This window comes from Sphingomonas naphthae (genome assembly GCF_028607085.1).
Taxonomy (GTDB): domain Bacteria; phylum Pseudomonadota; class Alphaproteobacteria; order Sphingomonadales; family Sphingomonadaceae; genus Sphingomonas_Q; species Sphingomonas_Q naphthae.
Genome location: NZ_CP117411.1, coordinates 2,258,147 through 2,282,180, shown reverse-complemented (window position 1 = coordinate 2,282,180; position 24,034 = coordinate 2,258,147). Strand labels below are relative to the sequence as shown.

Genomic DNA, 24,034 nt, shown 5'->3' with positions numbered 1-24,034 from the left:
CACGAACGGTTAGGAAAAAGCCGCCGAGGTAGCTGGCGGCTGAAACCCTACCCGAAAACCCGGCGATGTTCGTCCACGCCGCGTTCTTCCAGTGCGATCGCCTGTTCCTGCCAGCGGTCCTGATCGATCGTGCCGGCGGGCGCGCCCACGCGGGATTCCAGCGCGGATTTGCGGTTGGCGTCGAGCGCGATGATGTCGCGGTAGCTGTGGATGCCCTGCTCGTTCAGGCGGCGCTCGCCGACCGGGCCGATGCCGTGGATCAGCGAGAGGTCGTCGGACTTGGCGCGGCCGGTGACGGGTGTTTCCGCCCTCGGATCTAGCGCGGCGACGGGGGCCGCGACCGGCACCGGGCGCGCCTCCAGATCGACGATGCGCGTGTTGAGCGCCGCGATTTCCTGCGCATGGCGCTCGCGTTCGATCGCGCGCTCCTCGCGCTCGGCGGCCAGCGCGCGTTTCCACCTGGCGCCGCCCGATCGCGAGGCGAGGCCCAGCACCCAGCCCAGCACGAGTACCAGAAACAGGATCGCCCATTGGTTGGTGGTAAAGGCCGGCATCACGCTCTCCCGAATACAGTTGGAGGCGTAACGATCCGACCCCGGGACCGTTCCTAGACGATGGTTCAGCCAAGCTGAACCATCGTGGCAGCACCAGCCCGCTCCCCCACCCGGCCACCCAACGGCAGTATCTTATGGGTGGCCGGGTGGGGGAGCGGGCTGGTGCCGCCCGTCAGCGTAGCTGACCTATTTCAGCACATTATCCGAGATCGAGCAGGCCGCCGGCCCCAGGATCACGACGAACAGCACCGGCAGGATGAACAGGATCAGCGGCACGGTCATGATCGCGGGCAGGCGCGCGGCTTTCTCCTCGGCCTTCATCATCCGCTCGTGGCGGAATTCGGCGGCCAGCACGCGGAGCGAGGAGGCGAGCGGCGTGCCGTATTTCTCGGTCTGGATCATCGTCGTCACGACACCGCGCACCGATTCCAGATCGACGCGCTGCGCCAGATTCTCGAAGGCGGTGCGGCGATCGGTCAGGAAGCCCAGTTCGATCGCAGTCAGCGCGAATTCGTCGCCGAGTTCGGGATAGCCCTTGCCCAGCTCGCGTGCGACGCGCTGGAAGGCGGCGTCCACCGTGAGCCCCGCCTCGGCGCAGATCACCAGCAGGTCGAGCGCGTCGGGCAGGCCCTTGCGGATCGCGGCGGTCCGCTTGGTGACCCTGTTCTTCACCCACAGGTCGGGCGCCTTGTAGGTCAGCACCAGCGTCACCGCGACCACGGCGTAGCGTTTGAACGGCCCCCAATCGGGGAACCAATCGATCAGATAGAGGCCGATGATCGTGGTGCCGCCGATCAGCAGCGGCAGCGCGAGCCGGCAAAAGATCACCGCGATCGCCGCATCCTTCGATCGGATGCCGGCGCGGGTGAGCATCAGCTGCGAATGTTTCAGCTGGCTTTCCTGCAACACGCGGAGCGAGGACAGGAAGGTCCGCATCCGATCGGTCGTGAGGCTCGACACGCCGATCTTGGCGCGCCGACGCGAGGCCGAGGCGATGATGCCCGCCTTCAGCTGCTCGCGCCGTTCGTTGAGCGCCTTCACGCGCCGCGCCATCGGGTCGCGCACGGTCATGGCGGCATAGAGCGCCACCAGCAGCGCGAAGACGGCGCCGCCCGCCATCATCGTCGCCACCGCGATCATGTCGATGCCCATCAGGGTCGGGTTCGCGCTCATCGGATCAAATCTCGAAGTTTATCATGCGGGACATGATGAAGACGCCCACGCCCATCCAGCCGAGCCCGCCGAGCCCCACGATCATCAGCCGCTCGTCGTGGAAGAAGCCGTGCATGTAGCCGGGGTTGATGAAGCTGATGAGGCCGAAGACGAGGAACGGCAGCACGCCGATGATCCAGGCCGACGCCTTGGATTCGGACGACATCGCCTTCACCTTCAGCTTCATCTGGCTGCGCTTGCGGAGCACTTCGGCCAGGTTGGAGAGCGTTTCGGCCAGATTGCCGCCGGTCTCGCGCTGGATCGCCAGGCTGATGACGAAGAACTGGAATTCCGCCGTCAGCAGCCGGTCGGCGGTTTCCTGCAAGGCCTGATCCATGGTGCGGCCGATCCGCATCCGATCGGTCACGCCGCGAAACTCGACGCCGACCGGGCCGGGCACTTCGTGGCCGACCACGCCGAGCGTCTCGCCGATCGGCAGGCCGGACCGCAGGCCGCGCACCAGCAGGTCGATCGCGTCGGGGAAACGCGCGGTGAATGCCGCCACGCGCCGCGCGATCAGCTTGCTGACGACGAGATGCGGCAGCCCCACGCCGACGGCGAGGCCGAGCAGGAAGGTGAGGAACAAGGGAAAGCCCTGAAAGCCGAGCGACACCCAGGTGAACAGGGTGAGCCCGCCCGAGGCGATCGAATATTGGGCGAGCGTCCAGGAGCGGCCCGTCATCTCCAGCCGCTGGCGCAGCAGGGCCGGGCGCGGGATCATCCGGCCGAACCAGCTGTCGAGCGAGCTGTTCTGCGGCGTGGCGATGCGGCGCATCTGCACCTCGCCCGTCTCCGGCGCATAGCGCGTGCGGACGCCCTTCAGCCGGCGCTGCGCCGCCTTGGCGGGCGTCGGGCCGGAAAAGCCGTAGGCGATCAGGCCGCCGGTCGCCGCCAGCAACAGGAAGATGACGAGCGGGCTCATCAGGGCTTCTTGGCCAGCAGGCTCTTGAAGTCGCCGAGGCGGCCGATCAGCGACTTGCCGTCACCCTTGGCCGCAACCTCGGTATCGCCCGAGGCCGACAGCACGCGCGTCGCGATCGAGGCGAGGGCGTGGCCGAGCTTCGCCGACTTGGCGACCTCGGCCAGCGGCTTGCCCAGCTTCGCCGCCTGGATCGACAGCTTGGTGTCGAGCGGCAGGACGATATCCACCGCGCGCTCGATCGACGCCTCGAAATCCTTGCGGCTGATCTCGCCCCCGGTCGGCGCCACGCGGTTGACGACGACGAGCGGCGTCGAGCGCGGGGCATTGGCCTTCAGCCACGCCAGCACGCGGATCGTGTCGCGGGTTGCGGCCAGCGTGAAATCGGTGACTACCACGGTGACGGCCGCATCGTGCAGCAGCCCCGGATGCTGCACCAGCATGTGGCGCGGCAGATCGACCACGGTGCAGTCGAAGCTCTGGCGCAATTCCTCCTGCAACTGGAAGAAGGCGGAGCCGTCGCCGGTCAGCGGCTGGTTGATCGGTGCCTCGGCCGACAGGACCGAGAGCTTGTCGTTGGCGCGCACCAATGCGCGTTCGAGGAACAGGCCGTCGATGCGGCTGGGGTTCTCGATCGCATCGGTGAGCCCGCGACCCGGCTCCAGATCGAGCGCCAGCGCACCGGTGCCGAAATGCACGTCGAGGTCGAGCAGGGCGGTCGTGCGGGCGTGCGCGTCGCCCAGGCTGTGCGCGAGCGAGGCGGCGACGGTGGTGGCGCCCACGCCGCCGCGCACGCCTATCACGGCGGTCTGCACATGCGGCCGCTCGGTCTCGCCCTCGCCGCCGCGCGGGTTCAGCAATGTGTTCTGCGCGTCGGCGAAGGCTTCCATCAGCGCCGCGCGCGTCAGCGGCTTGGGCAGATAATCGTGCATCCCCGACTGGACGAGGCCGCGATAGAGCTGGATGTCGTTGATCGGCCCGCAGGCGATCACGATCGTCCCCGGCTCGACCACTTCGGCCAGCGCGTCGATATCGACCAGCGGATCGGCCGCGTCGGAGATGTCGACCAGCAGGATAGACGGGCTCGCGGCCACGGCAAGGCCCTGCGCTGCGGCGCGCAGCCCGCCATCGAAGATGCGCTCGTGCGGCCAGCCGAACTCGCTCGCCACCTCGCGCACGATGTGGGAGGCGCTTTCGTCGAACAGATAGGCGCTGAACGGATCACGCACGCCGGCATGGCGCGGGTTGAAATGCGCGGTCACTTGGACGCCCCCGTGGTGACTTTTTCCAGGCCCTTGCTGCCGCTGGCGGGCGTATCGCGCCAGCTCTTGATCCCCTTCGCGGCGACATAGGGGTCGGTCGCGGTGGAGCTTTTCGGCGTGATCAGGTCCATCGGATCGGCGATCATCGCCGCCAGATTGCTGCGGGTCGCGCAGCCATAGTCCGAGGTGGTGGAGGACGTCAGTTCCGTGCCGACCGGGCGGCTCCAGTCCGGGCAGCCGGGGACGCTGGCGACCGCGCCGGTGGCGGTGCGCGTCACCATCGGCACATGGACGCTGTCCACGCCGCGATTTTCGGTGCCCATGCAGCCGCCGAGCGACAAAGCGCCGGCGAGGAGGAGGAAGGGGAGGGGCTTCATGCTCATTCTCTCCGGTGTCACTTGACGACGGGGCGCAGGACGTTGGTGATGGTCGCGCCGCCGGGGCCCGATGCCTTGGCCAGCGCGGCCGAGGTGGCGGCGGTCGGGCCGGCGATGGCGGCGTCGGCGCTGCCGGTACGGTCCGAAAAGGTCGGCGTGGACAGCATCGGCCGGGGCGCCCGCGCGCCGCTCTTGCCGCTCGCGCTCTTGCCCAGCAGGAGCCGCTCGCCGTCGGTCGGCGCGCGATAGCCGTCGGTCGGCAGCGCGATCGATCCGGCCGCGACCGGGCGCACCAGATAGGGCGTGATGATGACGACCAGTTCGGTCTGCTGACGGCGGAAATTGTTCGATCGGAACAGCGCGCCCAGGATCGGCAGGTCGCCCAGAAACGGTGCCTTGTCGGTCGAATTGTTGGTGTTGTTGGAAAGCAGCCCGCCGATCATGAACGACTGGCCCGATCCCAGCTCGATCGTCGTCTCCACCCGGCGCGTGGTGATGCCGGGGATGGTGAAGCCGCTCACCGTCACCGATCCGGCGCTGGACAGCTGCGACACTTCCGGCCGCACGCGCAGCGAGATGCGCCCGTCCGAAAAGACGGTCGGCGTGAAGGACAGGCTGACGCCATATTGCTTATATTCGACCGAGACGGCGCCCAGGCCCTGCGCCAGCGGCACGGGGATCTCACCGCCCGCCAGGAAGCTGGCCGTCTCGCCCGAGATGGCGGTCAGGTTCGGCTCGGCGAGCGTGCTGACGAGGCCGTCGGTCTCGGCGAGGTCGAGCGTGCTGAGGATGTCCAGGCCCATGAACTTGCCGGCGGCACCCAGCATCGTGCTGCCGGCCTTCGGCGCGAAGCTGTAGCCCGTGCTTCCCGCCACTCGACCCAGGGGGTCGCCGGGCTGGACGGTCGAGATCGTGCCCGGATTGCCCCGGCTGATCCCGAAGAGGAAGCCGCCGGACGTGTCGCGGCTCAGCAGGTTCACGCCGATCTGCTTGGCGAGATCGCGGCTGACCTCGGCGATGCGGACCGACAGGTTCACCTGCAACGGCACCGGCGTCTTGAGGCGGGTCACCACCTGCGCGCCCTCGCCGGCCAGCGCCTGCGCGAGACGCTGCGCCTCTTCGATCTCGCCCGGCGAGCTGACGTTGCCGGTCAGCAGGACGAGGCCGTTCATCACCGTCACGCGAATGTCCGAATCGGGCATCGCGATCTTCAGCATCTGGGCGAGCGAGCCGATGTTGGTGCCGACCCGCACGGTGCTGGTCCACACGACGTTGCCGGCGCGATCGGTGGCGGAGACGGTCGTCTCGCCGCCGCTCTTGCCAAAGATGTAGAGCTGGGTCGGGCTCTTCACCTGCACGTCGGCGACCTTGTCGTCGGCGACGAACAGGTCGGCCATGGCGCGCGGCAGATTGACGAGGCGGCCGGCGCCCACCGACAGCGTCGTGTCGGTCGAGGTGCTGGTCATCGACATCATCGCCTGCGGGATCGGCGCGTTGCCGGTCGCGGCCGGCGCGGCGGGGCGCAGCGAGGTGCGGGCGGGGGCCGCCTGTGCGGGCGCCGAGAGGACGGCGGCGATGGCGAGGAGGGAGAGGCGGCGCATCTTATTTGGCTCCGAGCGCGACGACCGAGACCGCATTGCCGCGCGCGACGCGCACGACCGGGCCGGTGGGCTGATAGGCGGGGGCAGGGGCGGCCGGCGCGGGGGCGGGGCCACCCATCGCCATCGGCTGCTGCGCGACCGGGACCGAGCGGCGCTGGAAGCGTGAGACGTCGGCGCCGAGGGTGTAGCTGGTGTCGCTGTCCGACGGGCGGTTGGCAATGGCGAGGATCATGTCCTTCTCCGCCTTGGCGCCGCCGGTCGCCGGCACATCCACCTCGCCGGCGGCGATGGCGCGCTCCAGTTCGGCGGTGTCGTTGGCAAGCGGGCGGAGCGAGAGCGAGAGGGTGCCGATCGACTGGGCGACGGCGATCTTCTCGGCGATGCGCGGCGTGGTCTCCAGCGTGACGGAGGAGAAGGCCGAGACCATCGTCTTGCCCTGCTCGTCGGTCACCTTGTCGGTGCGCTGATCGGTGGCCAGCACGCGCAGGTTGCGGACGATCGTCTCGGAGGCGCGCAACGGCTGGTCGTCACCCGAGGCGGTCACCTGCGAGGCGAGGATCAGATCGACCCGGTCGCCCGGAAACACGAAGCCCGCGACGCCGCTCTGCGCGGAAACCGAGACCGTGACGGCACGCATCCCCGGCCCGAGTGCTGCGGCGAGGAAGCCGCGATCGCCCGGCTTCACCAGCGAACCCTGCGTGATCGGCTGGCCGGCGCTCGTCGCCTGCCGCACGACCGTGCCGACCAGCGTCTGCGCCTCGGACTGGCCACGGATGAAATAGGCCTTTTCGATCAGCTCGGAGGGCCAGGGCTGATAGCGGAAGCTGTCCGGGCCGATGATGGTGCCGACCGGCATGGCGCGGGTCGCGACCAGCACCTCGGGGCCGGTGGGGGCGACCGGGGCCGCCGGCATGGACGCCGCTGCCTGCGGGGTCGCCGATCCCATGAACAGGCTGCGGGCCATCACGGCCGAAACCGCCGCCACCATCAGCGCGCCCACCATCAGCGCAAGCCGTCTCACGTCCATTGTCACGTCCCCGACTGCCGGGATGATCCCGGCGTTCAGGGCGTCATGCGGCCGGGATGGTTAAGATTCGGTTTGCTATGATCGGCAGGGTCGCGACAACGATCGCCACGCCGTAGGGCACTTCGGGCGCCAGCGTGCCCTTGCGGATGCGGTGCGCGACCAGCATCACGATCGAAAGGATGCCGCCCAGCATCGCCATCCACACCAGCATCGTCGCCATCTGCTGCAACGGCAGCCACAGGCCGAGCGCGCCGAGCAGCTTCACGTCGCCCCCGCCGATCAGGTTGAGCGTGAACAACAGGGTGAAGAAGGCGAACACGCCGAGCCCGATCGCGAGCTGCGTAACGATCCCCCACGGATCGAGCCCGCACACGCCCCACCAGACGATCGCGAGCAGCGCGATCGTGATGTTGAGCGGGTTGGAGATGATTCGCGACCGCAGATCCGTCCACGCCGCGCGGGCGAGGAGGAGGGCGAGCAGCGTCAGGCAGGCGATCTGGCCGTATATCATGGGCCAACCCCCTAGACGGCGCGGCTTGCCAAACCGTAACCAGCGGCGATGATTTCCACCGATATCGCGATCATCGGCGCCGGCATGGCGGGCGCCAGCCTCGCCGCCGCCATCGGCGATGCCGCGCGCGTGGTGCTGATCGAGGGGGAGGACCGGCCCGGCCGCCATTCCACCGGGCGCTCGGCCGCGTTCTGGAGCGAAACCTATGGCGGCCCCGCCGTACAGCCGCTCACCCGCGCCTCGGGGCCGTGGCTGGAGAAGCCGCCGGCCGAATATGGCGGCGAGAGCTTCCTCCACCCGCGCGGCGAACTCCACCTCGCCGGCCCCGGCGGCGGCTCCGCGCTGGACGCGCTGGCGGCCGATTTCGCCGGCATGGGCGTCGCGCTGGAGCCCGTCGGGCGCGACCAGTTGGAGGCGATCCTGCCCGGTCTCCGCCCCGGGTTCGATCGCGCGCTGGCCGAACCCACCTGCCGCGACATCGACGTCGGCGCCCTCCACGCCGCCTGCCTTCGGGTCGCAAGGCAGGCTGGCGTAACCCTGCTGTGCGACGCCCCCGTGCGCGGCCTTGCCCGCCAAGACGGCCGTTGGCGCATCGACACGCCCGCCGGCCCGGTAAATGCCGCAATCGTCGTCAACGCAGCCGGCGCCTGGGCGAGCGCGGTTGCGGCCATGGCCGGCGCGCAGCCGATCGCCATCACCCCCTACCGCCGCACCATCGTCCAGCTCCGCATCGATCCCCCGGCCGTGCCCGACATGCCGCTCGTGATGGACGCGCGCGGCGGCTATTATTTCAAGCCCGAGGCCGGCGGCCGCATCTGGCTCTCCCCCCACGACGAAACCGAAGTCGCCGCGCACGACGTCGCCCCCGAGGAAATCGACATGGCGGTGGCGATCGACCGGCTGGAAAAAGTCGTCGACTGGAAAATCCTCGCCCGCGAACACGCCTGGGCCGGCCTCCGCAGCTTCGGCCCCGATCGCGCGCCCGTCTACGGCTTCGACGGACAGGCCCCCGGCGTCTTCTGGTGCGCGGGGCAGGGCGGCTTCGGCATCCAGACCGCGCCTGCGGCGGCGGCGATGGCGGCGGCGCTGGTGCTGGGGCGGACGATGCCGGGCTGGCTGGGCGGAATCGATCCCGACCGCTACGCGCCGACACGCTTCGGCCGCGACGAGTAACAGGATTTTCGTGCTACGAATATTGTAGCGCGATATAATCGTGCTACATTAAAGACGAGGGCCAGGCGAAGGCGATGCGGATCGAGTTCGATACGGCCAAGCGCGACGCCACCCTCGAAGCGCATGGTCTGGATTTCAACGATGTGGCGAAGGTTCTCGGCGGATTTTTCCTGACGAGAATCGATGACCGAAAAGATTATGGCGAGGTTCGGCACATCGTTCTCGGCGCGCTGGATGGCCGGCCCGTCGTGGTCGTCTGGACCCCGCGAGCGGATGCGGTGCGTGTGATCTCGATAAGGATTGCGGACGATGAAGAACGAGAAATCTATTGGCGCGAACGGGATCGATCCCGATGACGCCCCCAAGCTGACGCAAAGCTGGGCCGATGGCGCCGACGCCTTCGTCGGGGAAACACTGGTGCGCCGGGGCCGCCCGAAGCTCGCGCATCCCAAACGCCATGTCTCATTGCGGCTCGACCCGGACGTGCTGGATCATTTTCAGGCGGGCGGCGAGGGGTGGCAGACCCGCGTGAACGATGCCTTGCGGAAGGCGGCCGGGCTCTGACATCGATCGTCGGATAGCCTACCGCTTCCTCGGCGCCTTTCGCGCCAGCGCCCATGCGTGGGACCGTGCGATCAGTGCCGTCACCCGATCGGGATCGTCGGTCGCGTAGCGCACCAGCACGCCCGGCCAGCCGTGATAATGCGGCGTTTCCCAGAAGGTCGCCGGGTCGGTCTCCATCAGCATCGCCTTGGTATCCAGGTCGATGTGCAGCACGAAGCTGCCCGGCTCGCGGCCGGGTGTCACGATCGGGCGGCCGTTGGCCTTCACCGCCGGGTCGCCATAATAGGTCGTGATTTCCGCGCCCGGCAGCGCGGCGGCGATCGCCACCACCATGTCCCAGTCGAGGCTCATCCCCGCCGCTCCGCACGCAGCCGATCCCAATAGGCCAGCCGCTCGCCGATCTTCGCCTCGAAGCCGCGCGGGGTGGGCGCGTAGAAGGTCTGGGCGTCCATCTCGTCGGGCCAGTAATCGTCGCCTGAAAAGGCATCCGGCGCGTCGTGATCGTAGGTATAGCCCTTGCCGTAGCCGACCTGCTTCATCAGCTTGGTCGGCGCGTTCAGGATAGTCTGCGGCGGCATCAGCGATCCGGTATCCTTGGCCGATCGATAAGCCGCCTTCTGCGCCATGTAGACCGCGTTCGATTTGGGCGCCGTCGCCAGATAGATCAACGCCTGCACGATCGCGAGTTCCCCCTCGGGCGATCCGAGGAAGTCATAGGCGTCCTTGGCGGCGAGGCATTGCACCAGCGCCTGCGGATCGGCGAGGCCGATATCCTCGACCGCCATCCGCACCATCCGCCGCAGCAGGAACAAGGGCTCCTCGCCCGCCACCAGCATCCGCGCGAGATAATAGAGCGCCGCCTGCGGATCGGAGCCGCGCACGCTCTTGTGCAGCGCGGAGATGAGGTTGTAATGCCCCTCGCGATCCTTGTCATAGACCGCCATCCGCCGGTGGAGCAGCGCCGCCAGCCCGGCCGGATCGAGGGGGGCGGGCACTTCGATCGAGAACAATGTCTCGGCCTGGTTGAGCAGGAAGCGGCCGTCGCCATCGGCCGAGGCCACCAGCGCGGCGCGCGCTTCGGGCAACATCGGCAGCGGCCGACCCTCGGCCTCCTCGCCGCGCGCCAGCAGCAATTCCAGCGCCTTGCTGTCGAGCCGGTTGAGAATCAGCACCTGCGCGCGGGACAGGAGCGCGGCGTTCAGCTCGAACGACGGATTCTCGGTCGTCGCGCCCACCAAAGTGACCGTGCCGTCCTCGACATAGGGCAGGAAACCATCCTGCTGCGATCGGTTGAAGCGGTGGATCTCGTCCACGAACAACAATGTGCGCTTGCCCGCGCGCGCCGCCTCGCGCGCCTCGGCGAAGACCTTGCGCAGATCGGCCACGCCGGAGAACACCGCCGAGATCGCCGCGAAACGCAGCCCCACCGCATCGGCGAGCAGCCGCGCGATGGTCGTCTTGCCGGTGCCGGGCGGCCCCCACAGGATCATCGACGACAGACGCCCGGCGGCCACCATCCGCCCGATCGCGCCGTCCGGCCCGGTCAGATGCTCCTGCCCCACGACGTCGCCCAGCGTCTGGGGGCGCAGGCGATCGGCCAGCGGCGCGGTTTCGGCGGGGGCGGGGGGCGGGGGATCATCCCCGAACAGATCGGCCATGCCCCCCAGATAGGGTGCGAGAAGACTTTTCGCAAAAGCCTCTTGAAGACTATCAAGATATATCTTAGATGCAGTTCGACATGAAAGGATATCGAATGTTTGGACAAGGTTATTCTCACTGGGTCGGCGGCTTCGGCCATCCCGACCGTGAAGGCGGTCGCGGCGGCCATGGCTTCGGCCGGGGCGGCCCCGAAGGGCGCCATGGGCGCGGCGGCGGCCGGCGCCGGCTGTTCGACGGCGGCGAACTGAAGCTCGTCCTGCTCAGCCTCATCGCCGAGCAGGAGCGCCACGGCTACGATCTGATCCGCGCCATCGAGGAGCGGACCGGCGGCGCCTACGCCCCCAGCCCCGGCGTGGTCTATCCCACGCTCACCCTGCTGGTGGACATGGGCCATATCGAGGAGCGCGAGACGGGCGGCCAGCGCCGGTTGTTCGGCATCAGTGAAGCGGGCAGCGCCTTCCTCGCCGAAAAGGGCGCCGAAGTCGCCGAGCTGTTCGCGCGCATCGATGCGCTCGGCCAGCACAGCGCCCGCACCGATGTCGCCCCGATCAAGCGGGCGGTGGGCAATCTGCGCCAGGTGCTCCAGCACAAGCTGGGCGAGGACAAGCTCGATCGCGACAAGCTCCACGAGATCGTGGCGCTGATCGACGAGGCCGCCGCCAGGATCGAGCGTCTGTGATGGGCGCGGTCACCACCGCCACCGTGGCGACCGCCAACGGCAGCCGCTACCTGCAACAGCTGTGCAAGCATTGGAGCCACAAGTTCGCGGTCGATTTCACGCCAGAGGCGGGGACGATCGCGCTGCCCTTCGGCAAGACAACGCTGGCGGCGACGCCCGAGGCGCTGACCGTGACGATCGACGCGGCCGAGGCGGAGGCCCTGCCACGGGCGAAACAGGTTGTCGCCGAGCATCTCGACCGATTCGCGTTCCGGGAGGCGCCGTTGCCGTTCGAGTGGGTGGACGCCTGAGCCACATCTCGTCGCCCCGGCCTCCGCCGGGGCGACGCGCCACCCTTGCACCGCCGCCGTCACCGGGGCAGGGGGCTCCTTATGCACCTCACCCACGATCCGGCCGCCCCGGCGGCTGCCCCGATCGCCTTCGACGATTTCCTCGCGGTCGACATCCGCGTCGGCACGATCGTCGCGGTCGATCCCTTCCCGGAGGCGCGCAAGCCCGCCTTCAAGCTGACGATCGATTTCGGCCCGACGCTCGGCACCCGCCGGTCGAGCGCGCAGATCACCGCGCTCTACACGCCCGACACACTGGTCGGCCGCCAGGTCGCCGCCGTCGTCAATTTCCCGCCGCGCCAGATCGGCAAATTCCTCTCCGAAGTCCTCACCCTCGGCTTCCCCGACGAGGCCGGCGAGGTCATGCTCGTCTCGCCCGATCGCGCGGTGCCCAACGGCGGGAGGTTGTTTTGATCGTCTCCGGCGGATGCCATTGCGAACTGGTCCGATTCGAGGCGTCGATCACCGACGGCCCGGTCGAGCTGCTCGACTGCGACTGCTCGATCTGCCGCATGACCGGCTATCTCCACCTGATCGTGCCCGAGACGAAGTTCCGGCTGGTCGAGGGCAAGGGCGAGACGACCACCTATCGCTTCGGCAGCGGCAAGGCGCGCCACATCTTCTGCAAGCAGTGCGGCATCAAGAGCTTCTACAAGCCGCGCTCCCACCCCGACGCCATCAGCGTCAACTGGCGCTGCGTGGACGAGGAGGGCCGGCCCGCCGACGTGACGATCGTGCCGTTCGATGGCCGCAATCATCCCGGCGCGGTCGGCTGACGGATTTGGCGTTTTCAGGTTGCTGCGGACCCGTGGCCCCCGCTATCAGCGGGGTTTCATGAGCGTTGCAGTCACCGTCCTTCCGGTCATCCGGCCCTTCGCCATCATCGGGCGGCTCATCCTCGGCCTGCTGGCCGCCGTGGGCCGCACGACGAAATTTGCTCTGAACACGATCCTGCGCGCCTTCACGCCCCCTTATTATCCCGGCCGGTTGCTGGAGCAGATCGCCCATATCGGCTGGTTCTCGCTCCCCGTCGTCGGCCTCACCGCCATCTTCACCGGCGCGGCGCTGGCGCAGCAGATCTACACCGCCGGCTCGCGCTTCTCGGCCACCTCGACCGTGCCGGCCGTGGTGGTGATCGGCATCGTGCGCGAGCTGGGGCCGGTGCTGGTGGGTCTTATGGTGGCCGGCCGCGTCTCCTCGGCGATGGCGGCCGAGATCGGCACGATGAAGGTGACCGAGCAGATCGACGCGCTGACGACCTTGCGCACCGATCCCTATCGCTACCTGATTGCCCCGCGCCTGTTCGCCGCGCTGATCGCCATGCCGATCCTGGTGCTGATCGCCAACGCCATCGGCATCTTCGGCGGCTATTTCCTGGCGGTCTACAAGCTGGGCTTCAATGCCTCCAACTATCTCGCCGTCACGCGCCGCTTCCTTGATGCGGACGATTTCGCGATGGCGCTGATGAAGGCCGGCGTGTTCGGCTTCTTCGTGGCGCTGATGGGCTGCTATCACGGTTATCATACCGAGGGCGGCGCCGCCGGCGTCGGCAACGCGACCCGCAACGCGGTGGTCTCGGCCTTCATCCTGATCCTCGTGTCGAACCTCGTCATCACCGTGGCGGCGTTCGGCTGATGGCGAGCGCGCCCACCCCCAAGATCGCGCTCAACGGCGTCGCCAAGAGCTTCGGCAGCCGCACGATCCTCAACGGCATCGATCTGTCGATCGAGCCGGGAGAATCGATGGCGATCATCGGCCAGTCGGGCAGCGGCAAGTCCGTGACGCTCAAGTGCATCCTCGGCCTCGTCACGCCCGATCGCGGATCGATCCTGATCGACGGCGAGAATGTCGTCGGCCTGCGCGGTCGCGATCAGGAGCGGGTGCGCGCCAAGTTCGGGATGCTGTTCCAGGGCGGTGCGCTGTTCGATTCGCTGCCCGTGTGGCGCAACGTGACCTTCGCGCTCACCCGTGGCCATGCCCGCAACGCGGCCGAAATGCGCAAGATCGCCGAGGAGAATCTCGAGCGGGTCGGCCTCGACAACCGCATCCTCAATCTGCGCCCGTCCGAACTGTCGGGCGGCATGCAGAAGCGGGTCGCGCTCGCCCGCGCCATCGCCCCGCGTCCTGAGATCATCTTCTTTGACGAGCCGACGACCGGCCTCGATCCGATCCGCGCCGATGTCATCAACGATCTCATCGTCAGCCTCGTCGAGGATCTGGGGGTGACGGCGCTCACCATCACCCACGACATGGCCTCGGCGCGCAAGATCGCCCACCGCGTGGCGATGCTCTACGATGGGCGGATCATCTGGCGGGGCCCGCGCGACCGGCTCTACGATACCGGCAACCCTTATGTGGACCAGTTCGTTCAGGGCAAGGCCGATGGGCCTATCCAGTGAGTTGGCCCATCCAGTAAGTAGAGGAGATTTCGCCGATGCTCGGACGCACCGTACCCGATGTGACGCTCAAGACCCGCGTGCGGGACGAATCGATCGGTGGCCCCAACCCCTTCCGCTGGCAGGATCTTTCGACGGCCGACGTGTTTGACGGCAAGCGCGTCGTCGTCTTCGCGCTGCCCGGCGCCTTCACGCCCACCTGCACCACCGAGCAATGCCCGGCCTACGAAATGGCCTATGATAATCTGCGCGCGGCGGGGGCCGACGAGGTCTATTGCCTGTCGGTCAACGACGCCTTCGTGATGTATCAATGGGCCAAGCATCTGGGGCTCAAGAAGACCAAGCTGCTGCCCGATGGCTCGGGCGCCTTCACCCGCCGCATGGGGATGCTCATCAACAAGGACCATCTGGGCTTCGGCAGCCGCAGCTGGCGCTACGCCATGATCGTCGACGACGGCGAGATCGTCGCCTGGTTCGAGGAACCCGGCATCAACGACACCGGCGCCGACGAAGACCCCTATGGCGAAAGCGCGCCCGACAAGGTGCTGGCCTGGATGGAAGAACATCCCAGCCGCTCCGTCGAGAATATCGTCCAGGATTGAGGCTGATTGCAACCGTACTCTTGCGAAGGCAGGAGCCCAGGGTGTCGAAGCGCAGCGCGTGTGACCTTGGGCTCCTGCCTTCGCAGGAGCACTACAGTCGTTAATTTCCTAAACTAGATCAACCCTTTCGCTCCGTTCATCGCGTTATCGATGCGCCACGGAACCCACCCCCAACGCCGCCGTTCTACGCCTGACTTTCATCATCAGGATCGACCGATGGCCACTCGCCCCGTGGACGAGCGCGCGACCCCGCGTGCCTCCCAATTCCTTACCGACAGCTTCCAGCGCGGGCTCGCCCACTGGAACCGCGAGCGCCTCTCCCCGGCCTTCCCCCAGGCCGACTGGCAGAAGATCCTCGACCGCGACGTTCGCATGCTCCGCCTTGAAGGCGGCTTCCTAGAGGAACTCCGCGCCGAGATCGCCGACGAGGCGGCCGCCGTGCCGACCGACGCAGACGGCTTCATCGCCTGGTTCGAAGATCTGAAGGCGACCGGTCCGGGGCAGGGCGATCCGCTGTTCCCGTGGCTTGCCGAGGAAGCCACCCGCGACGAACTCCGATGGTTCTTCGAGCAGGAGGCCGCCGGCGAGGCCGGCTTCGACGATCTCGTCGCGCTGACGCAGGTGAAGCTGCCGACGCTGCCCAAGCTGGAACTGGCGCGGAATTATTGGGACGAGATGGGGCGCGGCAATGCCAAGGGCATGCACGGCCCGATGCTCGACACGCTGGTCGAGACGCTGGCGGTCGATCCCGTGATCGAGAATACCGTGTGGGAAAGCCTGTCGCTCGCCAATGCGATGACCGCGATGGCGACCAGCCGGCGCTATGCCTTCCACTCGGTCGGCGCGCTCGGCGTGATCGAGCTGACCGCCCCCGGCCGCTCCGCCTGCGTCGCCGCCGGCCTCCGCCGCATCGGCCTCACCGATCGCGAGCGCCGCTATTTCGACCTGCACGCCGTTCTCGACGTAAAGCATAGCGCCGACTGGAACCGCGAAGCCATCCGCCCGCTGGTGGAGGGCAATCCGGCGACTGCCACAGCCATGGCCGAGGGCGCCCTGATCCGCCTGACCTGCGGCGCCCGCTGCTTCGATCGCTATCGCGCGCATCTGTGGAAATAACGTCATTGCGAGTGCAGCGAAGCAATCCACCGCCGGACTGGATTGCTTCGCTGCGCTCGCAATGACGAGCGATCAGCTTACCGCTCCACGCAGAGCGCGATGCCCATTCCGCCGCCGATGCACAGGGTCGCGAGACCCTTCTTGGCGTCACGCCGGATCATTTCGTGCAGCAGGGTGGTCAGCACGCGCGCGCCGCTCGCGCCAATGGGATGGCCGATGGCGATCGCGCCGCCGTTGACGTTCACCTTGTCGGGGTCGAGCCCCAGCTCGCGGCCGACGCACAGCGCCTGCGCCGCAAACGCCTCGTTCGCCTCGACCAGATCGAGATCGGCGACCGTCCAGCCGGCCTTCTCCAGCGCCTTGGTCGAAGCCGGGATCGGGCCGATGCCCATCACCGAGGGATCGACGCCCGCCGTCGCCCAGCTCGCCACCCGCGCCAGGATCGGCGCACCGCGCTTTTCGGCCTCCTCGCGCGACATCAGCACCAGCGCGGCGGCACCGTCGTTGATGCCGCTGGCATTGCCGGCGGTGACGCTGCCGTCCTTCTTGAAGGCCGGGCGAAGGCCGGCCATCGCTTCGACGGTCGCACCGTCGCGGATATATTCGTCGCGATCGACCACCACGTCGCCCTTGCGGCCCTTGATCGTGACCGGGGCGATCTCACCGGCGAACTTGCCATCGGCGCGCGCGGCCGACGCCAGCGTCTGCGAGCGGACCGCGAACGCATCCTGATCCTCGCGGCTGATCGCATATTGCTCGGCGACGTTCTCGGCGGTGATGCCCATGTGATATTTGTTGAAGACGTCCGTCAGGCCGTCCTTGATCATCGTGTCGACCAGCTCGACCGAGCCCATCTTCTGCCCGGCGCGCAGTGCCTGCGCATGAACCGACAGCGACATGCTTTCCTGCCCGCCGGCGACGACGATCGTGGCGTCGCCGCACTGGATCGCCTGCGTGGCGAGCGCGACGGCGCGCAGGCCCGAACCGCAGACCTGGTTGAGCCCCCACGCCGGCACTTCCTTCGGCACGCCGGCCGCCATCGATGCCTGCCGCGCGGGGTTCTGGCCCTGACCGGCGGTCAGCACCTGGCCGAGGATCACTTCGGACACTTCCTCGCCCTTCACGCCGGCGTCGGCCAGCGCGGCCTCGATCGCGACGCGGCCCAGTTCATGCGCGGGAACGGTGGCGAAGGCGCCGAGGAAGCTGCCGACGGGGGTGCGGCGGGCGGCGGTGATGACGACGTCGGTCACAGGGCAAAACTCCGATCGGGGGTGATTTGCGGCTTCAATTAGCGATCGGAAGGCAGACGCGCCAGCCACTCCGCCAGCGGTTCCCACAAAGCACGACGCCCGCGCCCGCCGACGATCATGCCGACATGGCCAAGCCCCAGCACCAGCCGCTCGCCGATCGGCGCGGCGCTGGTCGCGGGCACGATCCGGTCGGTGGTGGAAAGAATGTTGAGAACCGGGCAGTCGATGTCGGCCAGCTTCACCGGCGCGCCCGCGACATGCCATTCGCCCTTGCCCGAAAGATCGTCGCCGAACAGCGCGTCGATCAGCTCGAAACCGGCGGCCAGGGTGAGGGGCGGGCCGTCGCTCGCCCAATCCTCCAGCTGCACGAAATCGGCCGCCGCTTCGCTCGCCGGGTCGAGGCCGGCGAACCGCTCGAACTTGCCGACGGTGCGCGCCGGATCGAGTTTCCAGAAGCCGGTCTGCAACACCTCGATCGGAAACAGCCCCAATTGCTGCGCCCCGTCCTCCGCAGCATTGGCCAGATCGGTCAGGCCGATGCGCGACACGTCGGGGAAGCCGGAAAAGCACCAGGGTGCCGCGATCAGGACGAGGCCGGGCAGGGCGCGGCGCGCGGCGGCGGCCACCGCCATCGTCCCGCCCACGCAATAGCCCGCCAGCACCGGCGGTTCAGGCAGCGCGTCGATCAGCGGCAGCAGCAAATGTTCGACATGGCCCGCCAGCGAGAGATCGCGTTCCTCCGGTAGCGGCTCGCCCCAATCGACCAGCATCGGCCGCAGGCCCTGCGTCGCCAGCCACCGCAATAGCGAATTGTGCAGTGAAAGATCGAGGACGCTGGGCGGATTGATGAGCGAGGGCACGAACAGCACCGGTCGCCCTTCACCCCCATAATCGCGGATCCGCGCGCGGCCGACCTGCGCGATCACCGGCGCGGGATCCTGCTTTTCCGGGCGCCCGGCCTGTTGGTAGGCGGCCAGCCCCTTCAGCGCTTTCGCGCGTCGCGCGGGATCGCCATCGGTTTCGCTGCGCAGCATATCCAGGAACAGCGGCAGGGGTCGCGGCCTGTGTTGCGGTGCGGCATCAAAGGGTGCTAGGGGCAGCATAAATCAGGGGAGTTGCGACATGGCGAAAACCGCGGGGACATCCGGCACCGTCATCATCAAGAAATATGCCAACCGTCGCCTCTATAATACGGAGACGTCGAGCTATATCACGCTCGACCATCTGGCACAGATGACTCGGGACGGGCGCGACTTCAAGGTCGTCGATGCCAAGAGCGAGGACGACATCACCCATTCGGTGCTGACGCAGATCATCATGGAAGAGGAAAATCGCGGCCAGACGATGCTGCCGGTCAGCTTCCTGCGCCAGCTGATCTCGCTCTACGGCGATTCCATGCAGTCGATGGTGCCGCAATATCTGGAGGCGTCGATGGAGGCGTTCCGCCGCAACCAGTCGCAATTCCGCCAGGCCATGGAAGGCGCGTTCGGCGGCGGCCCCTTCGCCGAGATCGCCAAGCGCAACATGGAAATGATGGAGGCCGCCGCCCAGGCGTTCCGCCCCGGCGCGGTGCCCGGCGCCTCCGGCGCCAAGCCCGCGCCCACCCCGGCGCCGGCCGCCACGGGCGGCGACGACCTCGCCGCGCTCAAGGCCCAGCTGGCGGCGATGCAGGACAAGATCGACAAGATGGGCCAGTAACGGGCCGCTGTCGGCGCATCATACTGCCGGGACGGCAGGTTGGCCGTCCTGCGGAAGCGATCCAGGCTACCCGGATCTGCCGCTGATCAATGCGGCCGAAGCCTCAGCTCCGCTTGGCGAACGCCATCACCTTGGCGGCCAGCTGCCGCAATTCCTCCATCTCGCGCAGCGAGATGCCGGTGCGCGGCTCGGGATCGAACACGCACAACGTCCCCAGCGCATGGCCGCTCGCCAACACCAGCGGCGCGCCAGCGTAGAAGCGGATGTGGGGATCGTCGGTGACGTTGGGATTGCCCGCGAAGCGGCGGTCGAGCTGCGCGTCGGGCACGATCATCACATGATGGGGGTTCAGGATCGAATGGCCGCAGAAGCTGGTCGATCGCTTCGTCGTGCCCGTGCCGATGCCGTCCGCCGCGATCAGCACCTGATCGTCGCCGGTGATGATCGTCAGCGCGGCCATGCCGGTGTGCAGCGACGCCCGCGCCCGCGCGACGATGTCGTGCAGCCGCAGGCCAATCTCCGGGTACAGCAGGCCGGAGGCGATGACGGCGGTTTCGCGGGCGTCCTCGTCTGCGGTGTAGGCCGGCGCGATGTGGGTCATCAGCATCTTAGGCAATTCTAACGATTTCAAGGTGATGGGCGATTCGAGCAAGGTAGCAGCCGAGCACCGGGAATCCCTCCCTGAACAGTATCCGAATTGGTAATATGCAGATTCCCAAGGAAATCCCCGACGCGCAAGGCCAAAGCGGTGGGCTGAATGGATTATTCCGCCGCCGCAACGTCATGGCCGAATGATCTGCGCACCGCATCCTCGGTGAATACCGCCATAAAGGTTTTGAAATCGTTGCGATGCGGTGGTGGTCCCAGCAGGATTCGAACCTGCGACCTTCGGTTTAGGAAACCGCTGCTCTATCCTGCTGAGCTATGGAACCGTACGGGCCGCTCTATCGACGGGCGGGCCAGGGCTCAAGGGTCGTGTGTGCCGCGCGCCCGTGCCGGGCGGGGTCAATTATCCTGTCCCGGCGCACGCACCGGGAAGGGCAGGGGGGCGACGGGTACGCCTTCGTCATGCAGCGCGCGTGCCTCGTCGATCGAGACTTCGCCGTAGATCGGCGCCTCGTCGCGCTCGCCGAGGTGCATTTCGCGGGCTTCGGTGGCGAAGCGTTTGCCCACGTAAGCCGCGCCCGACAGCATCTTCGCCTGAGTCTCCGCCAAGGTCGCCAACATCGCCTTGACCTGTTCGGGGCTCGGCGGCGGGCCGGGGGGCGTCGGCGGGGAGGGCGCGGTCGTCACGGCCGGTTCGCTGCGCTGCTGGTTGCCCTTGGCGCCCACGAACGGCGCCATCACCGCCTTGGTCACCTCGCCCGCGCCGCACAGGGGGCAGGAGACGAGGCCGCGCGCCTGTTGGTCGTCATAATCGGTCGAGGAGCCGAACCACGCCTCGAACACATGGCCGGCGGGGCAGGCCAGATCGAAGACGATCATGGCGCGATTTCGGCGGGGCCGATGGCCTTGCGATGCTTCACCACCGGCACGCGCGCCGCGACGGCCGCGATCTGGTCGAGGTCGATGTCGCAGAAGGCGAGGCCGGGCTCGGCGTCCATCTCCAGCAGCACCTGCCCCCAAGGGTCGATCACCATCGAATGGCCGTAGGTCTCGCGCTCGTCGGCATGAACGCCGGCCTGCGCCGCCGCGACGACGAAGGCGCCACTCTCGATCGCGCGGGCGCGTTGCAGCACCGACCAATGCGCCCTGCCGGTCGGCACGGTGAAGGCGGCGGGGATGGCGATGATCGCGGCACCCGCGTTGCTCAGCGCCTGGAACAGCAGCGGGAAGCGCAGATCGTAGCAGATGGAAAGGCCCAGCCGGCCCCATGGCGTCTCCGCCACCACGGCCCGGTCGCCGCCGGCATAAGCGGCGGATTCGCGCCAGCTCTCGCCGCTGGGCAGATCGACGTCGAACAGGTGGATCTTGTCATAATGCGCGCGGATCGCGCCGCTGTCGTCGATCACATAGCCGCGGTTGGCCATCCGCCCGCCGTCGCCCTCGCGCACCGCGAGCGAGCCGAGCTGGACCCACAGGCCCGCCTTCGCCGCCGCCGCGCGCACCGCCGCCAGCACGGGATCGTCGGCCTGCGCGTACAGGTTCGGCGCGGCGCGCTTGCGGTCGCGATCGAGCAGGCCGCTCATCTCGGGGGTGAAGAGCATGTCGGCGCCGCCCGCCGACGCGCTCTCGATCGCCGCCACAAGCGCGGCGGCGTTCTCGGCCGGATCGATCCCGGTCCGGGTCTGGAGAACGCCGATCCGCATCAGGCCGCGAGCAGCTCGTCCAGCTTGCCCTGTCGCTCCATCGCGGCGAGATCGTCCGATCCGCCGACATGCGTGTCGCCGATGAACACCTGCGGCACGGTGCGGCCGCCGTTGGCGCGGGCGAGCATCTCGTCGCGCTTGGCACCGCCCATGGTGATGTCATATTCCTCGAACGCCACGCCCTTGTCGGTCAGCAGCTTCTTGGCGCGCGTGCAGTATGGGCAGAACATCTTGGTGTAGATTTCGACCTTGGGCATCGTTTCCATCCTCGTTTCGGTCGGCGGCGTGTCGCCGTCAGCTGTGAAAGTCAACGTCCTGCCCCACGTCCCGTTGCACCCGTGCCCAGGTGACGACCGATACGGACGCAACCCCGGCGCGCTTCAGGGCCTTGGCGCAGGCCGTCGCGGTGGCGCCGGTGGTCAAGACGTCGTCGACCAGCAGCACCGTGCCACCCTTCACTCTAGCGCCCCAGTCTGAGGAAAGGCTGAACGCGCCCCGCACCGTTTCGGCACGCGCCTTGCGGCCGAGGCCGCGCAGCATCGGCGTCGCCTTGTCCCGCCGCAGCAGATCGAGCGCCAAGGTGCCGCCCCGCGCCGCCGCCAGCCGCCGGGCGATCAGCGCCGACTGGTTGTACCCACGCCGCCAGATGCGCCAGCGGTGGAGCGGTACGGGCGCGATCAGCGTATCCGGCCCGATCTCCACCCGCCGCGCCATCTGCCGCGCGACCGTTTCGGCAAGGCCCGTACGCCCGCCATGCTTGAGCCGCAGCGCGATCGCGCGGGCGATCGGGCCATAGGATACGGCGGCGGCCATCCGGTCCCACGGCGGCGGATCGGCGAGGCAGGCGCCGCATTCGCCGCCGGCGGGCGCGATCTCCTGGGTGGCGCCGCAGCGGTGGCAGGCGTCGGCGCCCGCGAAATCGAGCGCGCGCCAGCAATCGGCGCAGAAGTGATGATCCTCGGCCTGGATGCCGCCGCAGCCGGGGCAGCGCGGCGGCAAGGCAAAGGCGAGCACCATCGCCGCCCCGCGCCGTGCGCCGCCCACGATCGATCCCGCCCATGCCATGCCGGCTTGTCCCGCGACGGCGCAGGCGGCACAAGCCCCGCGCCATGGACAACCCCCAGATCTTCGACCCCGCGCTCCGCCGCCTGCGCCGCGACCGCGCCGCGCCCGGATTCGACGACCATGCCTTCCTGATCGACCGGATCATCGAAGGGCTGCTCGACCGGCTCGACATGGTGACGCGCCCGTTCCGCAATGTGCTGGAGATCGGTGGATGGGACGGGCGGCTGACCCGCCAGTTGCAGGCGCGCGGCCTCGGCGTCACCCCGCTGGAGGCCGGCCCGCGCTTCGCCGCCGCGACGGGCGCGCTGCTGGGCGAGGAGGATCGCCCGGCGGTGGCCGAACGCTCGGTCGATCTGGTGATTTCGGCGGGCGTGCTGGATCAGGTCAGCGATCTGCCCGGCGCGCTGGCGCTGGCGCGGCGCGCGCTGCGGCCGGACGGGCTGTTCCTCGCGGCCTTCGCGGGGGCGGGGTCTCTCCCCCAATTGCGCCGCGCGCTGATGGTGGCGGATATCGCGGCGGGGCAGGGGGTGGCGGCGCGGCTCCACCCGCAGATCGACGTGCGCTCGGCGGGCGACCTGCTCGTCCGCGCCGGCTTCGCGCTGCCGGTGGCGGATAGCGAGCCGATCGACGTGGGCTATGCCGATCCGCTGAAACTGATGCGCGACCTGCGCGGCATGGCGTGGACCAGCATGCTGGCCGCCCCGCACCCGCCGCCCCTCACGCGTGGTCGCCTCGCCGCGCTGATCGAGAGCTTTTCCGAAGGGGCCGACGCGGACGGGCGGGTGCGCGAACGGTTCGAGATCGTCTACCTCACCGGCTGGGCGCCCTCGGCCGATCAGCCCAAACCGGCGCGACGCGGATCGGCGACGGCCTCGCTGGCGGCGGCGCTGAAGCCGCGCGACTGAGGATCAGATCAATCCCTTCGCCCGCAGGCTCGTCTGGCCGTGGGCGCCGACGATGACATGGTCGTGGACGGCGATGCCGAGCGGCTTGAGCCCGGCGATGATCTCGCGGGTGAGGGCTATGTCGGCGCGGCTGGGGCTGGGGTCGCCCGAGGGGTGGTTGTGGACGAGGATGATCGCGGCCGAACCGAGATCGAGCGCGCGCTTCACCGCCTCGCGCACATGCACCGCCGCCTGATCGATCGACCCCTGCGACACCAGCTCGTCGCGGATCAGCATGTTCTTCGTATTGAGGTGCAGGACGCGCACCGCCTCGACCGCGCGGTGGGCCATGTCGGCGTGGAGATAATCCTCCAGCGCCTGCCAGTTGGCGAGGATCGGACGCCTGGCAACCTCGGTCTTGAGCAGGCGCAGGGCGGCGGCGCGGGCGATCTTGATCGCGGCGGCGGCGCCTTCGGACAGGCCGGCTTTCTGCAACACATCGGCATCGGCATCGAACAGGCCGCCGAGCCCCCCGAACTCCGCCAGCAGGGAGCGGGCGAGCGGCTTGGTGTCGCGGCGGGGGATGGCGAGGGCAAGGAGATATTCGACCAGCTCGTGATCGAGCAGCGCATCCGGCCCCTGATGGAGCAGCCGGCCGCGCAGCCGCGCGCGATGGCCGCTGGCGTCCTGCCCCGGATCGATCGGTTCCGCGTCGGCCATGATTCCCCCTGCACCGCCGACTTTGCGAATTTTGCGGGGATTGGTCCAGCGGGGACTATAAATTCCTCCCTGAGCTTGCTCGGGGACGGGGACCATTTGCGGAGCAAATGGTGGAGGGGTCCGCGCG

General features: G+C 68.4%; 31 protein-coding genes and 1 tRNA gene. 13 read left to right on the top strand and 19 right to left on the bottom strand.

The window, feature by feature from the left end; genetic code table 11:
• Positions 1-47: 47 nt before the first annotated feature.
• The 8 genes from PQ455_RS10920 to PQ455_RS10885 all read right to left on the bottom strand — a co-directional run bounded on the left by PQ455_RS10920 (position 48) and on the right by PQ455_RS10885 (position 7,463).
• On the bottom strand, positions 48-554 hold the full coding sequence (locus tag PQ455_RS10920; RefSeq protein ID WP_273686108.1) for a hypothetical protein: 507 nt from the start codon (positions 552-554) through the stop codon (positions 48-50).
• A gap of 186 nt (positions 555-740) precedes the next feature.
• Positions 741-1,727, bottom strand: a complete 987-nt coding sequence (locus PQ455_RS10915) for a type II secretion system F family protein (RefSeq protein ID WP_273686107.1) — start codon at positions 1,725-1,727, stop codon at positions 741-743.
• Between the two features lie 4 nt (positions 1,728-1,731).
• Complete coding sequence (locus tag PQ455_RS10910) at positions 1,732-2,688, bottom strand: type II secretion system F family protein (protein ID WP_273686105.1); 957 nt, start codon at positions 2,686-2,688, stop codon at positions 1,732-1,734.
• Positions 2,688-3,947 carry a CpaE/TadZ family protein gene (locus tag PQ455_RS10905; protein ID WP_273686104.1) on the bottom strand — a complete coding sequence of 420 codons (1,260 nt, stop codon included), beginning with the start codon at positions 3,945-3,947 and terminating at the stop codon, positions 2,688-2,690. Before PQ455_RS10905 ends, PQ455_RS10910 begins: the two co-directional genes overlap by 1 nt.
• Positions 3,944-4,324, bottom strand: a complete 381-nt coding sequence (locus PQ455_RS10900) for a CpaD family pilus assembly lipoprotein (RefSeq protein WP_273686103.1) — start codon at positions 4,322-4,324, stop codon at positions 3,944-3,946. Before PQ455_RS10900 ends, PQ455_RS10905 begins: the two co-directional genes overlap by 4 nt.
• A 17-nt stretch (positions 4,325-4,341) precedes the next feature.
• Positions 4,342-5,925, bottom strand: coding sequence for a type II and III secretion system protein family protein (locus PQ455_RS10895; RefSeq protein ID WP_273686102.1), 1,584 nt, complete (start codon positions 5,923-5,925; stop codon positions 4,342-4,344).
• 1 nt (position 5,926) lies between these two features.
• Positions 5,927-6,952: a Flp pilus assembly protein CpaB gene (gene cpaB / locus PQ455_RS10890; RefSeq protein ID WP_273686101.1), complete on the bottom strand. Its 1,026-nt coding sequence runs from the start codon at positions 6,950-6,952 to the stop codon at positions 5,927-5,929.
• A gap of 43 nt (positions 6,953-6,995) precedes the next feature.
• Complete coding sequence (locus PQ455_RS10885; protein ID WP_273686100.1) at positions 6,996-7,463, bottom strand: A24 family peptidase; 468 nt, start codon at positions 7,461-7,463, stop codon at positions 6,996-6,998.
• 48 nt (positions 7,464-7,511) lie between these two features.
• Between PQ455_RS10885 and PQ455_RS10880 the strand changes: the two genes are divergently transcribed.
• The 3 genes from PQ455_RS10880 (at position 7,512) to PQ455_RS10870 (ending at position 9,200) form a co-directional block, all read left to right on the top strand.
• Positions 7,512-8,636 (top strand): NAD(P)/FAD-dependent oxidoreductase, encoded by a 1,125-nt coding sequence (locus tag PQ455_RS10880; RefSeq protein ID WP_273686099.1) that lies wholly within the window; start codon positions 7,512-7,514, stop codon positions 8,634-8,636.
• A gap of 74 nt (positions 8,637-8,710) precedes the next feature.
• Complete coding sequence (locus PQ455_RS10875; RefSeq protein ID WP_273686098.1) at positions 8,711-8,992, top strand: BrnT family toxin; 282 nt, start codon at positions 8,711-8,713, stop codon at positions 8,990-8,992.
• Complete coding sequence (locus PQ455_RS10870) at positions 8,946-9,200, top strand: BrnA antitoxin family protein (RefSeq protein ID WP_273686097.1); 255 nt, start codon at positions 8,946-8,948, stop codon at positions 9,198-9,200. Before PQ455_RS10875 ends, PQ455_RS10870 begins: the two co-directional genes overlap by 47 nt.
• Positions 9,201-9,218: 18 nt before the next feature.
• On the opposite strand, the gene PQ455_RS10865 is transcribed toward PQ455_RS10870, so the two are convergent.
• Both PQ455_RS10865 and PQ455_RS10860 read right to left on the bottom strand, forming a co-directional pair.
• A complete protein-coding gene (locus PQ455_RS10865; RefSeq protein ID WP_273686096.1) occupies positions 9,219-9,551 on the bottom strand; it encodes an MmcQ/YjbR family DNA-binding protein in 333 nt (110 codons plus the stop codon).
• Positions 9,548-10,858 carry a replication-associated recombination protein A gene (locus tag PQ455_RS10860; protein WP_273686095.1) on the bottom strand — a complete coding sequence of 437 codons (1,311 nt, stop codon included), beginning with the start codon at positions 10,856-10,858 and terminating at the stop codon, positions 9,548-9,550. The genes PQ455_RS10865 and PQ455_RS10860 overlap by 4 nt, the downstream gene beginning before the upstream one ends.
• 95 nt (positions 10,859-10,953) lie before the next feature.
• On the opposite strand from PQ455_RS10860, the gene PQ455_RS10855 reads away from it, so the two are divergent.
• From PQ455_RS10855 to PQ455_RS10820, 8 genes are all read left to right on the top strand, one after another.
• Positions 10,954-11,538: a PadR family transcriptional regulator gene (locus PQ455_RS10855; RefSeq protein ID WP_273686094.1), complete on the top strand. Its 585-nt coding sequence runs from the start codon at positions 10,954-10,956 to the stop codon at positions 11,536-11,538.
• Entirely contained in the window at positions 11,538-11,828 is a 291-nt protein-coding gene (locus PQ455_RS10850; protein ID WP_273686093.1) for a DUF2218 domain-containing protein, read from the top strand. Before PQ455_RS10855 ends, PQ455_RS10850 begins: the two co-directional genes overlap by 1 nt.
• Positions 11,829-11,909: 81 nt before the next feature.
• Positions 11,910-12,281 carry a tRNA-binding protein gene (locus PQ455_RS10845; RefSeq protein ID WP_273686092.1) on the top strand — a complete coding sequence of 124 codons (372 nt, stop codon included), beginning with the start codon at positions 11,910-11,912 and terminating at the stop codon, positions 12,279-12,281.
• The gene (locus tag PQ455_RS10840) at positions 12,278-12,643 is read left to right on the top strand and encodes a GFA family protein (RefSeq protein ID WP_273686091.1); all 366 of its coding nucleotides are present in this window, start codon (positions 12,278-12,280) and stop codon (positions 12,641-12,643) included. Before PQ455_RS10845 ends, PQ455_RS10840 begins: the two co-directional genes overlap by 4 nt.
• Before the next feature lie 58 nt (positions 12,644-12,701).
• Entirely contained in the window at positions 12,702-13,502 is an 801-nt protein-coding gene (locus tag PQ455_RS10835; RefSeq protein WP_273686090.1) for an MlaE family ABC transporter permease, read from the top strand.
• On the top strand, positions 13,502-14,266 hold the full coding sequence (locus PQ455_RS10830) for an ABC transporter ATP-binding protein (RefSeq protein ID WP_273686089.1): 765 nt from the start codon (positions 13,502-13,504) through the stop codon (positions 14,264-14,266). Before PQ455_RS10835 ends, PQ455_RS10830 begins: the two co-directional genes overlap by 1 nt.
• Positions 14,267-14,301: 35 nt before the next feature.
• A complete protein-coding gene (locus PQ455_RS10825; RefSeq protein ID WP_273686088.1) occupies positions 14,302-14,865 on the top strand; it encodes a peroxiredoxin in 564 nt (187 codons plus the stop codon).
• A gap of 216 nt (positions 14,866-15,081) precedes the next feature.
• Positions 15,082-15,981 (top strand): iron-containing redox enzyme family protein, encoded by a 900-nt coding sequence (locus PQ455_RS10820; RefSeq protein ID WP_273686087.1) that lies wholly within the window; start codon positions 15,082-15,084, stop codon positions 15,979-15,981.
• 77 nt (positions 15,982-16,058) lie between these two features.
• On the opposite strand, the gene PQ455_RS10815 is transcribed toward PQ455_RS10820, so the two are convergent.
• Together PQ455_RS10815 and PQ455_RS10810 are read right to left on the bottom strand one after the other, a co-directional pair.
• Positions 16,059-17,231: an acetyl-CoA C-acetyltransferase gene (locus PQ455_RS10815; RefSeq protein WP_273686086.1), complete on the bottom strand. Its 1,173-nt coding sequence runs from the start codon at positions 17,229-17,231 to the stop codon at positions 16,059-16,061.
• Between the two features lie 38 nt (positions 17,232-17,269).
• On the bottom strand, positions 17,270-18,265 hold the full coding sequence (locus PQ455_RS10810) for an alpha/beta fold hydrolase (RefSeq protein ID WP_273686085.1): 996 nt from the start codon (positions 18,263-18,265) through the stop codon (positions 17,270-17,272).
• An 88-nt stretch (positions 18,266-18,353) separates the two neighbouring features.
• On the opposite strand from PQ455_RS10810, the gene phaR reads away from it, so the two are divergent.
• Positions 18,354-18,929, top strand: coding sequence for a polyhydroxyalkanoate synthesis repressor PhaR (phaR, locus tag PQ455_RS10805; protein ID WP_273686084.1), 576 nt, complete (start codon positions 18,354-18,356; stop codon positions 18,927-18,929).
• 103 nt (positions 18,930-19,032) lie between these two features.
• On the opposite strand, the gene PQ455_RS10800 is transcribed toward phaR, so the two are convergent.
• From PQ455_RS10800 to PQ455_RS10775, 6 genes are all read right to left on the bottom strand, one after another.
• The gene (locus tag PQ455_RS10800; RefSeq protein WP_273686083.1) at positions 19,033-19,536 is read right to left on the bottom strand and encodes a GAF domain-containing protein; all 504 of its coding nucleotides are present in this window, start codon (positions 19,534-19,536) and stop codon (positions 19,033-19,035) included.
• A gap of 248 nt (positions 19,537-19,784) precedes the next feature.
• Positions 19,785-19,861 (bottom strand) — tRNA-Arg (locus tag PQ455_RS10795).
• Positions 19,862-19,934: 73 nt separating this feature from the next.
• The gene (locus PQ455_RS10790) at positions 19,935-20,414 is read right to left on the bottom strand and encodes a DUF1178 family protein (RefSeq protein WP_273686082.1); all 480 of its coding nucleotides are present in this window, start codon (positions 20,412-20,414) and stop codon (positions 19,935-19,937) included.
• Positions 20,411-21,238 carry a carbon-nitrogen hydrolase family protein gene (locus tag PQ455_RS10785; protein WP_273686081.1) on the bottom strand — a complete coding sequence of 276 codons (828 nt, stop codon included), beginning with the start codon at positions 21,236-21,238 and terminating at the stop codon, positions 20,411-20,413. The genes PQ455_RS10790 and PQ455_RS10785 overlap by 4 nt, the downstream gene beginning before the upstream one ends.
• On the bottom strand, positions 21,238-21,495 hold the full coding sequence (gene grxC, locus PQ455_RS10780) for a glutaredoxin 3 (protein ID WP_273686080.1): 258 nt from the start codon (positions 21,493-21,495) through the stop codon (positions 21,238-21,240). Before grxC ends, PQ455_RS10785 begins: the two co-directional genes overlap by 1 nt.
• A 37-nt stretch (positions 21,496-21,532) precedes the next feature.
• On the bottom strand, positions 21,533-22,303 hold the full coding sequence (locus PQ455_RS10775; RefSeq protein WP_273686079.1) for a ComF family protein: 771 nt from the start codon (positions 22,301-22,303) through the stop codon (positions 21,533-21,535).
• 44 nt (positions 22,304-22,347) lie between these two features.
• Between PQ455_RS10775 and PQ455_RS10770 the strand changes: the two genes are divergently transcribed.
• On the top strand, positions 22,348-23,208 hold the full coding sequence (locus PQ455_RS10770; protein WP_273686078.1) for a methyltransferase domain-containing protein: 861 nt from the start codon (positions 22,348-22,350) through the stop codon (positions 23,206-23,208).
• 3 nt (positions 23,209-23,211) lie between these two features.
• Here the strand turns inward: PQ455_RS10770 and radC are convergent, their stop codons facing one another.
• Positions 23,212-23,907, bottom strand: a complete 696-nt coding sequence (radC, locus tag PQ455_RS10765) for a RadC family protein (RefSeq protein ID WP_273686077.1) — start codon at positions 23,905-23,907, stop codon at positions 23,212-23,214.
• Between the last annotated feature and the right edge of the window lie 127 nt (positions 23,908-24,034).

Excerpts from the sequence above, each read along its gene's own strand:
- PQ455_RS10920 (WP_273686108.1), bottom strand. The coding sequence starts at position 554 with ATGCCGGCCTTTACCACCAACCAATGGGCGATCCTGTTTCTGGTACTC.
- PQ455_RS10915 (WP_273686107.1), bottom strand. The coding sequence starts at position 1,727 with ATGAGCGCGAACCCGACCCTGATGGGCATCGACATGATCGCGGTGGCG.
- PQ455_RS10910 (WP_273686105.1), bottom strand. The coding sequence starts at position 2,688 with ATGAGCCCGCTCGTCATCTTCCTGTTGCTGGCGGCGACCGGCGGCCTG.
- PQ455_RS10900 (WP_273686103.1), bottom strand. The coding sequence starts at position 4,324 with ATGAAGCCCCTCCCCTTCCTCCTCCTCGCCGGCGCTTTGTCGCTCGGC.
- PQ455_RS10895 (WP_273686102.1), bottom strand. The coding sequence starts at position 5,925 with ATGCGCCGCCTCTCCCTCCTCGCCATCGCCGCCGTCCTCTCGGCGCCC.
- cpaB (WP_273686101.1), bottom strand. The coding sequence starts at position 6,952 with ATGGACGTGAGACGGCTTGCGCTGATGGTGGGCGCGCTGATGGTGGCG.
- PQ455_RS10885 (WP_273686100.1), bottom strand. The coding sequence starts at position 7,463 with ATGATATACGGCCAGATCGCCTGCCTGACGCTGCTCGCCCTCCTCCTC.
- PQ455_RS10880 (WP_273686099.1), top strand. The coding sequence starts at position 7,512 with ATGATTTCCACCGATATCGCGATCATCGGCGCCGGCATGGCGGGCGCC.
- PQ455_RS10875 (WP_273686098.1), top strand. The coding sequence starts at position 8,711 with ATGCGGATCGAGTTCGATACGGCCAAGCGCGACGCCACCCTCGAAGCG.
- PQ455_RS10870 (WP_273686097.1), top strand. The coding sequence starts at position 8,946 with ATGAAGAACGAGAAATCTATTGGCGCGAACGGGATCGATCCCGATGAC.
- PQ455_RS10865 (WP_273686096.1), bottom strand. The coding sequence starts at position 9,551 with ATGAGCCTCGACTGGGACATGGTGGTGGCGATCGCCGCCGCGCTGCCG.
- PQ455_RS10860 (WP_273686095.1), bottom strand. The coding sequence starts at position 10,858 with ATGGCCGATCTGTTCGGGGATGATCCCCCGCCCCCCGCCCCCGCCGAA.
- PQ455_RS10855 (WP_273686094.1), top strand. The coding sequence starts at position 10,954 with ATGTTTGGACAAGGTTATTCTCACTGGGTCGGCGGCTTCGGCCATCCC.
- PQ455_RS10850 (WP_273686093.1), top strand. The coding sequence starts at position 11,538 with ATGGGCGCGGTCACCACCGCCACCGTGGCGACCGCCAACGGCAGCCGC.
- PQ455_RS10845 (WP_273686092.1), top strand. The coding sequence starts at position 11,910 with ATGCACCTCACCCACGATCCGGCCGCCCCGGCGGCTGCCCCGATCGCC.
- PQ455_RS10835 (WP_273686090.1), top strand. The coding sequence starts at position 12,702 with ATGAGCGTTGCAGTCACCGTCCTTCCGGTCATCCGGCCCTTCGCCATC.
- PQ455_RS10830 (WP_273686089.1), top strand. The coding sequence starts at position 13,502 with ATGGCGAGCGCGCCCACCCCCAAGATCGCGCTCAACGGCGTCGCCAAG.
- PQ455_RS10825 (WP_273686088.1), top strand. The coding sequence starts at position 14,302 with ATGCTCGGACGCACCGTACCCGATGTGACGCTCAAGACCCGCGTGCGG.
- PQ455_RS10820 (WP_273686087.1), top strand. The coding sequence starts at position 15,082 with ATGGCCACTCGCCCCGTGGACGAGCGCGCGACCCCGCGTGCCTCCCAA.
- PQ455_RS10810 (WP_273686085.1), bottom strand. The coding sequence starts at position 18,265 with ATGCTGCGCAGCGAAACCGATGGCGATCCCGCGCGACGCGCGAAAGCG.
- phaR (WP_273686084.1), top strand. The coding sequence starts at position 18,354 with ATGGCGAAAACCGCGGGGACATCCGGCACCGTCATCATCAAGAAATAT.
- PQ455_RS10800 (WP_273686083.1), bottom strand. The coding sequence starts at position 19,536 with ATGCTGATGACCCACATCGCGCCGGCCTACACCGCAGACGAGGACGCC.
- PQ455_RS10790 (WP_273686082.1), bottom strand. The coding sequence starts at position 20,414 with ATGATCGTCTTCGATCTGGCCTGCCCCGCCGGCCATGTGTTCGAGGCG.
- PQ455_RS10785 (WP_273686081.1), bottom strand. The coding sequence starts at position 21,238 with ATGCGGATCGGCGTTCTCCAGACCCGGACCGGGATCGATCCGGCCGAG.
- grxC (WP_273686080.1), bottom strand. The coding sequence starts at position 21,495 with ATGCCCAAGGTCGAAATCTACACCAAGATGTTCTGCCCATACTGCACG.
- PQ455_RS10775 (WP_273686079.1), bottom strand. The coding sequence starts at position 22,303 with ATGGCATGGGCGGGATCGATCGTGGGCGGCGCACGGCGCGGGGCGGCG.
- PQ455_RS10770 (WP_273686078.1), top strand. The coding sequence starts at position 22,348 with ATGGACAACCCCCAGATCTTCGACCCCGCGCTCCGCCGCCTGCGCCGC.
- radC (WP_273686077.1), bottom strand. The coding sequence starts at position 23,907 with ATGGCCGACGCGGAACCGATCGATCCGGGGCAGGACGCCAGCGGCCAT.